At 53.8% G+C, this 12725-nt stretch carries 12 protein-coding genes; 3 read left to right on the forward strand and 9 right to left on the reverse strand.

Annotation, left to right across the window (positions count from 1 at the left end):
• The first annotated feature begins 20 nt into the window (after positions 1 to 20).
• Together KDC22_RS30970 and KDC22_RS30975 are read left to right on the forward strand one after the other, a co-directional pair.
• Positions 21 to 266, forward strand: coding sequence for a DUF2164 domain-containing protein (locus KDC22_RS30970; RefSeq protein ID WP_173136020.1), 246 nt, complete (start codon positions 21 to 23; stop codon positions 264 to 266).
• Positions 267 to 309: 43 nt separating this feature from the next.
• Complete coding sequence (locus KDC22_RS30975; RefSeq protein ID WP_173136018.1) at positions 310 to 858, forward strand: GNAT family N-acetyltransferase; 549 nt, start codon at positions 310 to 312, stop codon at positions 856 to 858.
• 1020 nt (positions 859 to 1878) lie between these two features.
• On the opposite strand, the gene KDC22_RS30980 is transcribed toward KDC22_RS30975, so the two are convergent.
• From KDC22_RS30980 to KDC22_RS31000, 5 genes are all read right to left on the reverse strand, one after another.
• Positions 1879 to 2541 carry an MOSC domain-containing protein gene (locus tag KDC22_RS30980; protein WP_246553135.1) on the reverse strand — a complete coding sequence of 221 codons (663 nt, stop codon included), beginning with the start codon at positions 2539 to 2541 and terminating at the stop codon, positions 1879 to 1881.
• Positions 2531 to 3055 carry a GNAT family N-acetyltransferase gene (locus KDC22_RS30985; RefSeq protein WP_173136016.1) on the reverse strand — a complete coding sequence of 175 codons (525 nt, stop codon included), beginning with the start codon at positions 3053 to 3055 and terminating at the stop codon, positions 2531 to 2533. The genes KDC22_RS30980 and KDC22_RS30985 overlap by 11 nt, the downstream gene beginning before the upstream one ends.
• Before the next feature lie 59 nt (positions 3056 to 3114).
• The gene (locus KDC22_RS30990) at positions 3115 to 4326 is read right to left on the reverse strand and encodes an MFS transporter (RefSeq protein WP_173136014.1); all 1212 of its coding nucleotides are present in this window, start codon (positions 4324 to 4326) and stop codon (positions 3115 to 3117) included.
• 465 nt (positions 4327 to 4791) lie between these two features.
• Positions 4792 to 5619, reverse strand: a complete 828-nt coding sequence (locus tag KDC22_RS30995; RefSeq protein ID WP_173136012.1) for a formate/nitrite transporter family protein — start codon at positions 5617 to 5619, stop codon at positions 4792 to 4794.
• A gap of 271 nt (positions 5620 to 5890) precedes the next feature.
• Entirely contained in the window at positions 5891 to 6049 is a 159-nt protein-coding gene (locus tag KDC22_RS31000) for a hypothetical protein (protein WP_211721400.1), read from the reverse strand.
• On the opposite strand from KDC22_RS31000, the gene KDC22_RS31005 reads away from it, so the two are divergent.
• Positions 6040 to 7200, forward strand: coding sequence for a YncE family protein (locus KDC22_RS31005; RefSeq protein WP_211721401.1), 1161 nt, complete (start codon positions 6040 to 6042; stop codon positions 7198 to 7200). The two genes, KDC22_RS31000 and KDC22_RS31005, sit on opposite strands and share 10 nt — an antisense overlap.
• A 140-nt stretch (positions 7201 to 7340) precedes the next feature.
• Here the strand turns inward: KDC22_RS31005 and KDC22_RS31010 are convergent, their stop codons facing one another.
• The 4 genes from KDC22_RS31010 to KDC22_RS31025 form a co-directional block, all read right to left on the reverse strand.
• Entirely contained in the window at positions 7341 to 8705 is a 1365-nt protein-coding gene (locus KDC22_RS31010; protein WP_211721402.1) for an FAD-dependent oxidoreductase, read from the reverse strand.
• 412 nt (positions 8706 to 9117) lie between these two features.
• Complete coding sequence (locus tag KDC22_RS31015; protein WP_211721403.1) at positions 9118 to 10752, reverse strand: formate--tetrahydrofolate ligase; 1635 nt, start codon at positions 10750 to 10752, stop codon at positions 9118 to 9120.
• Between the two features lie 707 nt (positions 10753 to 11459).
• Positions 11460 to 11939 (reverse strand): glutathione peroxidase, encoded by a 480-nt coding sequence (locus tag KDC22_RS31020; protein ID WP_173136006.1) that lies wholly within the window; start codon positions 11937 to 11939, stop codon positions 11460 to 11462.
• 290 nt (positions 11940 to 12229) lie between these two features.
• Complete coding sequence (locus KDC22_RS31025; protein ID WP_173136004.1) at positions 12230 to 12568, reverse strand: DUF3243 domain-containing protein; 339 nt, start codon at positions 12566 to 12568, stop codon at positions 12230 to 12232.
• Between the last annotated feature and the right edge of the window lie 157 nt (positions 12569 to 12725).

The following is a 12725-nucleotide window of genomic DNA, read 5'->3' on the forward strand; positions in this document are numbered from 1 at the left end:
ACGAGAAGAGAGGGATACTTATGAAACCGGTTAAACTGCCCAAAGAACAGCGGGACATGATCAATGATAACATTCGTGCCTACTTTGAAGCCGAGCGCGGGGAGACCATCGGCCACCTGGCAGCAGACAATCTGCTGGAATTCTTCCTGAAGGAGCTGGGACCGGCGATCTATAACGGAGCGCTTAGCGACTGCCGTACGCTAGTCGGCCAGCGTATGCAGGCCCTGGAGGAAGACATCTACGCACTGGAGTGGATCAAACGTTAATTAGGCGAGAACTTATATCTTAAACCGCATAGGGGGCAGCCGCATGTTTAATTATGTCATTGATGAAGATCTGAAGCTGAAGCTGCTCATGCCGGAGCATTCCCGCCAGATGTTCGCCCTGGTGGAACGTTCCCGCCACCGGCTCAGGCAGTGGCTGCCTTGGGTGGACGGCGTAACGGAGCAGGCTCATCTCTCCACCTTTATTAAGAATTCCGTGAAGCAAGGCATTGATAACGGCGGCTTCACCGCCGGGCTATGGGTGCGGGAGGAATTGGCCGGAATCATCGGGTATCACGAGATTGACTGGCATAACCGCTCTGTCGGCATCGGCTACTGGCTTGGCGAAGGCTACGAAGGCAAAGGCTATATGACCAGCGCCTGCCGGGTATTCGTGGATTACGCCCTGCTGGAGCTGGAGCTGAACCGCATCGAAGTCCGCTGTGCCACCGGTAATATGGCAAGCAGAGCTATTCCTGAACGGCTCGGATTTATCTTTGAAGGCGTGATCCGCCAGGCGGAGAAGCTGCCTGCCGGTTATGTGAACCACGCGGTATACGGCCTGCTGCGCAGCGAATGGAAGCTGCTGGCCTGACCCCGGAGGGGCCTTGCCTTAGGAGCGGAAACGGACAAGTTCGGGGGTGCTGGCTGCTAGCGTGCTGGTGGCTGGTGTTCTGGTGGCCTGGTGTTCTGGTGCCTGGGGTGCTGGTGGCTGGCGTTCTGGGTGCTGAGATGCCGATGTGCTGGGGTGCTGGCTGCTGAGGTGCCGATGTGCTGGGGTGTTGGCTGCTAGGGTGCTGGCGTGCTGGTTTCCTGGTGTTCTAGTGTTCGAGTCTGCCCGTGACCGATTTTAGTTGGATTTTGTCCACTTGCTGATGAACGAACGCCCTCTGCTGCTACAGTAGTTGGATTAACAACACTTAAATAATCACATTTCATCCCATGTAGTGGAAACGAACGATATTAGATGTTGTTTATCCACTTGCTTCCTTATTATTAGCAGAAATCGACGAATTAAGAAGCATTATTCCACTTGCTTATTGCAGGAGCCAGCCGGGAGCCCGGTCCTGAGACACTTCGGCTCCTCATTCCCGCTCATGCTCCTGCTCTCGCCCACCTTGAGCGGGTTCAGCAGCTTGCCAGGCGGGATACTCCTTAACAACAAGAACCCCCGGAGCTCTCGTACCTGCTCGGGGGTTCTTTGGGGTTATCCCTTCCTTGTCCTGGGATCTTGGTCGGCCCTGGCCCTTGGTCGGCTCTTGGTCGACCCTGGGGCTGTTCTTGGTCTATCCTACCACTGTCCCTGGTCTACCTTTGGGCCGTCTTTGATCTGTTCTCGGTCTACCCTCGGTCTACCCTTGGGCCGTCCTTGGTCTATTCTCGGTCTACCCTGGCGCTCTCCTCGGTCTGCCCACAGCACGCCCTTGATCTACCCTGGCTCTCTCCTTGGTATGCCACAGCACGCCCTTGATCTACCCTCAGACTCTCCTTGGTCTACCCACAGCATGCCCTTGATCTACCCTCGGACTCACCTTGGTCTGCCCACAGCATGTTGATCTACGCTCAGGCTGCCCTTAGTCTGCCCCTGCTCGTCCTCGGACTGCCCTTAGCCGTCCTATTTCTCCGCAGCCTCCAGCCAGCCCCGGAAACGCTCACGGATACCAGCCGCAAGGCTCTCCAGTCCGGCCAGCTCAGCCAGACCGGTATGATCCTTACGCCCATGCTCCATCGAGTACAGCACCTGCTTCACCGGGAAGCTGCCCGCGCCGCTCTCCAGCTTAACAATCCGGTCACCGCTTGCCACCCGTCCTTCACGCAGTACCCGGAAATAGAATCCGCTATACCCGGTGGTTAGCACCCGTGCAGGCATGTCCGCCGGTCCGTGCTTTTGCGAGAGCTTGAAGCACGGGAAACGCGGCTGGCTCACCTGAAGCAGTGCAGTACCCACTTCGTAGACGTCCCCGATGCAGACCTCGGTCTCCAACAGTCCGCGCGCTGTGATATTCTCGCCGAAGGCGGAATACTCCAGCTTCCGGCCGAGTTGCTCTTCCCAGTAAGCATAATGCTCAATCGGATAGACACAGACAGCCTTGTCGGGGCCGCCATGGTTCACAAGGTCCGCTTGCCCGTCCCCGGCGAACCCTCCGGCCCGAAGCGCAAGCGGCCCGGCTACCGGCAGTTTGTAGATTCCGGTGTCCAGCGGCTTGCCGCGGTACTCCACCGTCGTCGGCTCGCCTACATTCAGCGAGACGACTTGCATCTTCACTTCAGTCTCCATCCCCTTCTCCTCCCGTCAGCCTGCAGCTCATAAATACTTCATCCACATAACGTCCGCTTAAGTAGAACTCCTCCCGCAGCCGTCCCTCTTCCTCGAATCCGCATTTGCGGTAGAACAGGAGCGCCGGTGTGTTGCAGGAGAGCACCCGCAAGCGCAGCTTGCGGATTCCATGCTCGGCGGCATGGCGCTTGATCTCCGCAAGCAGACGGCTGCCTACGCCCATCCGCTGAAAGCGCGGATGCACCGCAATATTCACCTCGCAGACATGGCGGTTACTCTCCATTCCGCTGGGGCAGCCGAAGCCCACGTAACCGCACAGCTCGCCGTCCTGCAAGGCTACGAGCTGGGAGCCGGGCGGCGCATGCAGCAGATAATCCTCCCGCGAACGCCACATCAGCGGCCCCGGTGTTGTATCCTCCGTCCAGATCATATTATCAAGCACAATCAGCTCACGGACATCCCTGATCTCGGAGGGCCGGATGAGCAGAGCAGAATCTCTGTTAAGTTGTTGCATGTTGTACACCCCTCGCCTTACCCGTCAGTTAATGAAAGGATTAGTTACAGTATGAACATTTATACAGTCTTGCGCTCAAGCTGTACAGCTGAACGGTTAATGTAGGCATGGACCGCAAAGAAGCCCACTGACAGAACCGCCATGCCGCAAGCCAGCCAGCCTGTTGGCGCAAGACCGCCCCTGTCGAATTGAACCCCCATCAGATAAGGGCCGATGACCCGGCCGATTGCGCCGATCCCGCCGCTAAGCCCAAGGTAGAACGGCGCGCTGCGCTGGGCATGCTCTGAGATGAAGGACGGCATCGCCGGAGAGATCAGCATCTCACCTAGTGTAGCCAGCACCATTCCCAGCAGCATCCCCGGATAGCTTGGCATAAACAGAATTACAGCATACCCGGCCAGATAGAACACTGCACTTGCCGTCATCTGTGCGGTGGACGTCTGCGCGAACCCGCGTTTGATCAGACTGACCAGCGGCTGCGCTGCGAAGATCAGCACGCCATTCAGCGTCCAGAGGAAGCCGTATAGCTGCTTCGACCAGCCCTCCGAGATAATAAACGGCGAGACTCCGCTATTCCAGATCGAATTGCCTATTAAGAGAAACATCGAACCCACAGCCATGTACAGATAGATCCGTATATTCCCCAGCAGCTTCCAGCCGGACACTTCGTTCTGCGGTTGCTTTTTCGTTACAGTGCTATGAGCCGGTGCTGCCCCCACCTTGCGCAGATAGACGAAGAAGAAGCAGGCAAACACCGCCGAGGTCACCCCGTTCAGCACAAAGCTTAGCATATAATTGCCCAGGAAGCCGCTCAGGGACGTCCCCAGGGCAACCCCGATATTATTCGCAACATAGATGATATTGAACAGCTCCGCCCGCTGCTCCGCGAACCGGAAGCCGATAAATGCCTGAATGGCCGGGAGTGAGAGCGAGTTGAACAATCCCATCAGGCCCATAACTATAATGAATACGCTCCAGCTGCCGCTTGCCCATGGGAGCGCAAACAGGGTCAGGGCGTTCATCGCCAAGGCGCCGACAATCAGCCGGTTCACCCCTACCTTATGGTATAAAGAGCCGCCCAGCAGTTGTCCGGCAATTCCGCCGAGAGACTGCACCAGCAGCACGATTCCCGCGTCCTTCATACTGCGTCCCAGCTCATCGAATACATACATGGTAACCAGCGGCCACATCAGCGCACTGCCGGTTGCATTAATCAGACTGGCAATCAAGAATACTTTAATTTCCTTCGGATAGGCCTGCATAAATCTCATAACTTGTCTGTCATCCCCTGTAACATAGCTGTCATTAATTCATCCAGTATCATCCCAAAACAGGGCGAAGGGCAAGCATACGCATTAACGCTTTATCGCGTGCAACCGACGAATAAGCCAGGTGAAATTCAGCCATCCATTCCCGCCTGCGGCGATATTTATATTCTATAACCAGGCCATTCGCACGTAAAGAAAATCGGATGGTTCAGGGTGATTCGTTCTCTGAAAGCCAGGGTAATAATCCATATGAAACACTCCCTAATTGATTCACCGTGAAGCCCGATTTCGTTCCCCCGAATCGGATTGCACGGTGAATTTTGTTATGTCTGGAAGCGGAGCATCTTCTTATATTCACAAAAAAACACTCCCCGTCCTCCAAGCTCCCCGCAAAGCGGGACGCCGGAAAGCCAGGAAGTGCTTGGGTCAAACTATCACACACGCCGGTGTTAACCGGCTGATTCTTCTTTAAGCGTGTTTCTTCAGCCCTTGAGCGGGGATTCCTTCAACAGATGTTACAGCCGCCGGGTCCTTGCGCAGATAGGCCATCCAGTATGCGGCAGCCACGAAGATCGCGCCGCCCGTCAGATTGCCCAGCCAGACCGGAACGAAGTTGGCGGCATACTGTGCCCAGGTGAAATGTCCTTCAAAGATCGCAGCAGGGATAAGGAACATGTTAGCTACAACGTGCTGGAAGCCGATAGCCACAAACGCCATGGTCGGGAACCAGATACCGAGGATTTTGCCGCTGAAATTGTCTGCCCCATAGGAGAGCCATACCGCCAGAGCCACGAGCCAGTTACAGCCGATCCCGGAGATGAAGGCCTGCAGGAAGGTAGCATCAATCTTATGCTCCGCCATACTTACCAGCTTCTCCAGATACACACCATCAGATGTAAGGCCAACGATGTGACCGAAGAAATAAGCCACGAACAAGGCACCTGCCAGATTGCTGAGAGTAATCAGCACGAGGTTCTTAATGACTTCCCAGAACGAAATCTTCTTCGCAATAAAAGCCAGCGGCACCGCCATCATATTCCCTGTCAGCAGTTCCCCTCCGGCAAGCAGCACCAGGATCAGTCCGACCGGGAACACCGCCGCTCCGATGAAGTTGGCAATGGACCCCCACTCGGCAGGCGCACCTGCAATGACCCGAATATCCAGCAAAAATCCGAGCGCGATAAACGCTCCTCCCAAGAAACCAAGAATAAGTACAGTGCTGAGCGGATTATGCGCCTTCTTAACTCCGTTCTCAACCGTGACCTCAGCGATTCCCTGCGGTTTGTTATAAGCCATGATTCCTATCCCCTTCTAATTACTTAAAATTTGTTCCTTTATGCCATTGTAACGTGATCACAATCACATTTACGTGATAAAAGTCACTATCAGAAAAACAACGTGAAAGTTTTCACTGACATGTCAAATTTACCATAAAATCTGGTGGTGCGGTATACGCAGAAAACCGATGTCTCCCCTAAAGAGGCAGTTCTTCCTATGGGCATTCCTGATGGGAATCTATTATTCTTCGTTATTTACGCCCTTTTTTGCAGTCTGGCAGGACGTTATGCTAGTCGGGCTGGAGAATCCATGCATACCCTACAGCAGACTTCGGAGATGCGGCATCCGGATTCAATCCGGCGCGCCTGCCCATCTGACCAGCCGGTCCCTCGGGTCCGGGAAGTCCATCCGGTTCAATCCAGGAAAGGGGATTAATCCATGAATCCAAACAAGGCAGAAGCAAACAGCAGCAGGAAACTACCCTCACGCGATCCATATGTCTATGTAACTTATGAAATTGACTATCAACATGGCTATGTCGCCGTCATTGATCCTGTTGAAGCTCGGATCATCAAGCGGATTCAGGTAGGTGCCAACCCTGGCGCTATGGCCATGGACCCCGACGAGAAGAAGCTATTCGTAGCGAATACCCGTATCGGTTCGCTCTCCATCATTGATACGAGCACCCACAGCATTATCAATACGGTTCCTGTAGGCAATATGAGCTCCATTCCTGCCCGTCCCGTTGCTGTCCTCGTTGCTTCGAATGGCAAGAAAGCCTATGTAGCCAATTACGGAAATAAGAACGTTACGATTATTGATTCCCTTACGAATACGGTTTTGAAAAATGTGGATGTCGGCCCAGGCCGGCCTTTCGCCTTGGCCAGCAATGAGAATAGCTCCTATATCTATGTAGCCTGTAAGGTTGCCGATGGAAAAGATTATGTCGCCGCCATATCCATTGCGGATGACAGCGTTCATCCGTACGGGTCCCAATTTCAGCTTACCTTTGACACGGCACACAATCCGTTGGTCGTCCACCCGGATGGGCATACGCAAATCGCTCTTGGACAGACCGGTATGCTCATTTTTTATGCCGGTGAGCTAATGGGCGAGCCTACCACCTCAAGTTTGCTGGACAACACGGTATCCGGCGTCTACCTGGACAACAAATTATTGTTTTGCACCATGGAAGATAATAGAGGCTTTCTGAAACTATTTAATGACCTGGAAGTTGATTGGATGGGAACCGTATATAGCTACCCTGGTTCAGACATCCCCAGTTACAAAGGCCAGGATAAAATCCGGCTTTCGCGTAGGCAAGTGTATATTGGTATCACGATTCAACCCACGACTTTACCGACGGGCGGTCTGCAAATCTACAACTCTACGGGCACCGAGTCCCGGTTCGTTCCACTCACTTCTATCGGCGATCTGGCGTTCTTCTCCGACACTAAGGCTTATGTGGGAGAATCAAGAGCGATTCGCCCGATTGATCTGGCAACCGGGGTAGCCCTGCCTGCTATTGAGATTGGACCCACAGAGAGCAATCCTATCGCCGTCAAGAATATAATCTCCGGCTATCGCAATCAATCGTAACCGACACGGATCGTTAAAGTTGAGCTGCCTCAACAAGTCGAAGTTGACTTGAGAGGCAGCTCTCTTTGTCTATCGCCGCATTCAAAAAAAAGAGCCCTGAATGGGCTCCGGCAGAACATTTTATATTTTATATTTTACATTTATGCGTGTACTGGCTCTTTGACTGCAGCCGGCTTAGGCAGGGCCTGAAGGCCTGCGGTATTCAGGAAGTTCCAAGGCTTGTTGTAGTGAGGCTGGAAGAAGAAGTCGATGAAGGCCAGTTGATCTACGGTCATTTGGTTCTGGATGCACACCGATACGGTATTGATCGACTGTGTCAGATCCATCTTGGACATAATCTGTGCGCCAAGAATGCGGCGGGTAGCCCGGTCGAACACTACTTTGACCTGGACCTGCTCGAAGGTCGGCATGAACTCCGGACGGTAGTTGTCGATCAGCATGACACTTTCAGTATCCATCCCCTCAGCCTTGGCAGCATCCTCAGTCAGTCCGGTTCCGGCAATATTGTCTTCGTATATTTTGATGCCCGAGGTTCCTTGCGTACCCATGTACGGGATCGTGTTCGAGACCAGATTGCGGGCTACCAGGGTTCCCATACGCACAGCGTTCGTGGCAAGCGGGATATACGCATGTTTACCGGTCGGGTTGTAATGGATCGCACAGCTGTCACCGGCAGCATAGACATCCGGCAGGCTGGTCTGCATATAATCATTGACCATGATCGCCCCGTTCGGCAGCATATCCACCTGACCCTTCAGCAGCTCGGTATTCGGACGGAAGCCGATGCAGAGAATCACCAGATCGGTCTCATGTTCTCCCTTGCTGGTAATCACCTTGGTCACTCTGCCGTTCTCCCCGGCGAAGGAAGCAACCTTCTCGCCAAGCGCCAGCTTAATGCCATGATCCTCAAGCGACTGCTGAATCGGTGCGGTGAATTCTTCATCGAGATATTTGCTCAGAATCCGCTCTTCTCCATCAATCAGCGTAACTTCCTTGCCGTTCATTTGAAAAGCTTCCACCAGCTCCACTCCGATATACCCGGCTCCAACCACGGTGATTCTCTTCACCTTCTGTGCTTCTTCGATAATGGTGTTGGAGTGATTGTAGTTCTTCGAGAGCAGGATACCGTCCAGATTGATTCCTTCCAGCTTAGGCACAATCGGCCACGAGCCTGTGGTCATAATCAGCTTGTCATACGTATCGTCCATTTCCTCACCTGTAACCAGGTTGCGGGCCTTCAACGTTTTGCGGGCAGTATCTATGTTGATGACTTCATGGCGCATCTTGGTTTGCACACCCAGCGCTGCAAGCTGTTCCGGGGAGGAATAGAATAGTCCCTGCGGGTCCTTGACCACGCCCCCGACATACAGCGCAATTCCGCAAGACAGGAACGATATGTTATCGTTGCGCTCATAGACCGTAATCTGGGCATCCGGGTACAACTGTGCGGTATTAACAATGGCGGCCGTTCCGGCGTGGGTACATCCAATGACTGCTACTTTCATGATTTCTTCCTCCTCCAAGTTGAAAAGCTTATTTAGTAGGTCTTGTGTTTACGTTTGTGATTGTTTTCACTTTATACACTGATTATATTGTGATATTTATCACATTTCAAGTGTTTTTGTGATTTTTCTCACATTGTTCACAATTTCAAATTTTAAATGATCTCTTCAACCTTGCCTTAGTGTCCCCGGGAGGAGGGGGATTATGTCCGTTGTGCGGCAGGAAGCCGAAGGAAACACCGCGCAAGCGGGAACGGCTTTGCCGTCCTTTTATAAGGACGGTATTCGTTTCAGCGGAAATTGAAGGATAAGTTATCGTGTGCAACATATATATTTTATCGCCAAAAAACCTCACCCCCGCAGCATACCGCGGATAGGTGAGGCTATGGAAGATGCGCTTATCGCTTGTCGTTGTTTACTCCAGGCCGGAGATCACGCCATCTTCATCAATCAGCAGACCTTCTGCCGCCGGCTTGGCGGGAAGTCCCGGCATGGTGACCATGTTCCCCGTAATGACTACTGCAAATCCCGCGCCGAGTGACAGCGTGATGTCCCGGACCCCCATAGTGAAGCCTTCCGGCGCCCCAAGCAGCCGCGGCTGATCCGAGAAGGAATAGGGTGTTTTGGCCATGCAGACCTGAAGCTGGTGCAAACCCAGTCTGTCAATTACAGCCAGGCTGCGTTTGGCTGCCGGTGAGAATGCTACTCCTGCACCATGGTAGATCTCGGTGACGATCCGGTTGATTTTGGACGGAATATCCAGACTGTCTTCATAGAGAGGTGCGAAACTCACAGCTTCTTCCTGCGCCAGCAGCTTCTTCAGCTCCTGCGCCAGCGCCTGCCCGCCCGCACTCCCTTCGGCCCATACCTTAGAGACCGCAGCAGGGACCCCCAGCCGCCGGCAGGCTTCCAGCACATCGTCAATCTCCGCCGGGGCATCGCCCTCAAAATGATTAAGCGCCACCAGCACCGGCACGCCGAATTTGCGCAAATTCTCAATATGCCGCTCCATATTGGACAACCCGGAGAGCAGCGCTGCCCGGTTGCCGGCATACAGCTCCTCCTTGCGGACGCCGCCGTTATACTTCAGCGACTTCACCGTAACCACCAGTACAGCGGCCGCAGGCTCCAGCCCGGCCTGGCGGCATTTGATATCCATGAACTTCTCAGCCCCCAGGTCCGCGCCAAAGCCCGCCTCTGTTACCACCACCTCACCAAGCTTCAGCGCGTAGCGGGTTCCAATCACACTGCTGCAGCCGTGGGCAATATTGGCGAACGGGCCGCCATGCACAATAACCGGCGTGCCTTCAAGCGTCTGCACCAGATTGGGCTTCACCGCTTCCTTCAGCAGCGCAGTCATTGCCTCCACCGCTCCGATCTCCTGAGCGGTTACCGGCTGCCCATGCTGGTCATATCCAACCAGGATACGGCTGAGCCGCTGCTTCAGATCAGCAAGATCGCTGCACAGACACAGCACAGCCATAATCTCGGAAGCCGTTGTAATCTGGAAGCCGCTCTCCCGCACAGGTCCGTTGCCGTCCCCAAGCCCGGTCACGATATTCCGCAGGCTGCGGTCATTCATATCCATCACGCGCTTCCAGACGATCCGCTGCGGATCAAGCCCCAGGCTGTTGCCCTGGAAGAGATGATTGTCGATCATCGCCGAGAGCAGGTTATGCGCTGCCGTCACCGCATGGATATCGCCTGTGAAATGGAGATTAATCTCATCTGACGGAACGATCTGCGCCTTGCCGCCCCCGGTTGCTCCGCCCTTCATCCCCAGGCAGGGGCCAAGCGAGGGTTCACGCAGGGCTGCTACCGTTCGGGTACCCGCCGCATTCATGGCCTGGGCCAGCCCGATGGTTGTCAGGGTTTTGCCTTCGCCTGCCGGTGTCGGATTCACTGCGGTGACCAGAACCAGCTTGCCGTCCGGTTTGTCCTTCAGCTCTGCCCAGAGCGACGGGGACAGCTTGCTTTTATATCTACCGTACAATTCCAGATGCTCTTCATTGATCCCCGCTGCCGCTGCTACCTCTGTAATTAACCTCATGCCGTTATGTACCCTCCTGCCGTTATTATCCTGCATCCCTGATTCCTTTATGCAATTCATGTAGTTCGTAGTTAGGTGAAACATTCCTCTTCAAAGGATACAGTGTCTCTGAAAAGATTCAAGGATAATTTTCATACCCGGGCAGTTCTGTGCTTCTAACTAACCAGGCACGGCTACCGTTTGGGTGCACGCGGATTGATGACGAGGCGGGCGAAGGCTGGAGGCGCTAAGGATATCTCCCCCTCCCCCAGCAGCAAGTGGAAAAAGGTAGCTTAATTTACCGGTTTCTGAGGAATATACGAAAGGAAGTGGAAAAACAACACTTGCTGGGGTTCATTTTGGCTACAATGGGTGAAAGGGCCGGAATTAAGTGCTGTTTATACAACTGCTGTTGTAGCAGAGTTCATTCGTTCATCAGTAGGTGCCCAAAATCCAACTGCTATTTCCGGTTACCATCCATACCATCCGATTTCCCCCTACCATTCGACTCCCATCCCTACCATCTGGTTTGTTCAAATCGTTCTTTCGTGTCCCAATCGCTCTTTAAGTATCTCTGGTGCATTCCTAATTACCCAAATTACCCAAAAAACTCCCGGACCGCGCCGACCTGCGCCACGATCCGGGAGAGCGTATATAGCCTGGCTTTACTTTAATCTGCCCAACCTGCTTCCCAATCCACTTCCGCTACCGGCCCGCTTCCTCCGGCTTCAGTTCAGTACAGATTCGATAAGTCCCTTCATGCTCTCCGGTGATTCCTTCGGTTCGACGCGCGCGACCACCTGGCCGCTGCGGTCTACCAGAAACTTCGTGAAGTTCCACTGGATATCACTGCTCTCCCCGTCCCCCGGCTGCTGCCCCTTCAAATATTGGAACAACAGGCTGGCCTCCGGACCATTTACATCGACCTTGGCGAACACCGGGAAGGTGACCCCGTAATTGATCTGGCAGAAGGCCTCCGCTTCCTCGCTGGTCCCCGGTTCCTGGCCGGCAAATTGGTTACACGGGAAGCCCAGCACTACCAGTCCCTGATCTCCATACTGTTCATACAGCTTCTGTAACTCTCCATATTGCGGAGTAAGCCCGCACTTGCTGGCCGTATTGGCGATCAGCAGCACCTTGCCCTCATAGTCCTTAAACGGCACTTCTGTACCCGAAGGGGTGATTCCGGCAAAACTATAAATCGACATCTCTGCTTCGCTTCCTTTCGGCTGTGTAGTTATGATCCATGTTCATCATGTGGAGCCTTTCCTCTCCATTCTATCCTATTGTCAGCCAAAACCAAATTCCGGCAGGAAAGGCCGCTCTCTCCGCTACTAAGTCAAAGGTATCCTGCAATGCAAACAGGCGGCTCCGCAATCATTACGGGACCGCCTTCTGCCGGATAAGTTATATTTATCGCCTGCCATCTTCTCTGCAAAAGGGTATCTGATACGCCGCCGGACCTTTACTATTTCAGGGATAGGCGCTGCAGCCTCTGTTACTGCTGCACCATCTTCACCAGCATATGAGCCAGCCTGTGGCGCTCCTCCTTGTTCCCGGCCTTCCACAATTCCAGCAGCAGCTTCTCTTCACTATTACGCGGTTCTTCATACGCGGCCAGATAATCGGCGATTTTCTCGGCGGCGATTGCGAGCTGTTCGTCACTGAGTCCGATTTTTTGTGCCAGTTGAATGCGCTTTCCTAAATAAGCCTTAAACTGCTCGAAATTGTTCAGAATCAATTCCTTCTGTCCCGGATCTATCCGGTCCAGCGCATCCGTTACCCGGTTCATCGTTACATTGCCGTCCTTACTCACCACATGATTATGTTCAGACATACAGAACGCCTCCCATTTCATAGTGTGCGGTTTCCCACTACTTAACCAGAGGCCAGGCGGGTGAACCAAGCGAAGAGGCAGGCGAACCAAACGAAGACCCGCAGAGGATGCCGGATGGACAACTGCCTTCTCTCCGCAGGGCAGTGCTTGCCTTAGA

Origin of the sequence: Paenibacillus tritici, assembly GCF_018207515.1 — a bacterium.
In the GTDB taxonomy this organism is placed as follows: domain Bacteria; phylum Bacillota; class Bacilli; order Paenibacillales; family Paenibacillaceae; genus Paenibacillus_AQ; species Paenibacillus_AQ tritici.

What these genes read in the sequence shown, in the direction of transcription:
- KDC22_RS30970 (WP_173136020.1), top strand. Translation starts at nt 21, where the DNA reads ATGAAACCGGTTAAACTGCCCAAAGAACAGCGGGACATGATCAATGAT.
- KDC22_RS30975 (WP_173136018.1), top strand. Translation starts at nt 310, where the DNA reads ATGTTTAATTATGTCATTGATGAAGATCTGAAGCTGAAGCTGCTCATG.
- KDC22_RS30980 (WP_246553135.1), bottom strand. Translation starts at nt 2,541, where the DNA reads ATGGAGACTGAAGTGAAGATGCAAGTCGTCTCGCTGAATGTAGGCGAG.
- KDC22_RS30985 (WP_173136016.1), bottom strand. Translation starts at nt 3,055, where the DNA reads ATGCAACAACTTAACAGAGATTCTGCTCTGCTCATCCGGCCCTCCGAG.
- KDC22_RS30990 (WP_173136014.1), bottom strand. Translation starts at nt 4,326, where the DNA reads ATGAGATTTATGCAGGCCTATCCGAAGGAAATTAAAGTATTCTTGATT.
- KDC22_RS30995 (WP_173136012.1), bottom strand. Translation starts at nt 5,619, where the DNA reads ATGGCTTATAACAAACCGCAGGGAATCGCTGAGGTCACGGTTGAGAAC.
- KDC22_RS31005 (WP_211721401.1), top strand. Translation starts at nt 6,040, where the DNA reads ATGAATCCAAACAAGGCAGAAGCAAACAGCAGCAGGAAACTACCCTCA.
- KDC22_RS31010 (WP_211721402.1), bottom strand. Translation starts at nt 8,705, where the DNA reads ATGAAAGTAGCAGTCATTGGATGTACCCACGCCGGAACGGCCGCCATT.
- KDC22_RS31015 (WP_211721403.1), bottom strand. Translation starts at nt 10,752, where the DNA reads ATGAGGTTAATTACAGAGGTAGCAGCGGCAGCGGGGATCAATGAAGAG.
- KDC22_RS31020 (WP_173136006.1), bottom strand. Translation starts at nt 11,939, where the DNA reads ATGTCGATTTATAGTTTTGCCGGAATCACCCCTTCGGGTACAGAAGTG.
- KDC22_RS31025 (WP_173136004.1), bottom strand. Translation starts at nt 12,568, where the DNA reads ATGTCTGAACATAATCATGTGGTGAGTAAGGACGGCAATGTAACGATG.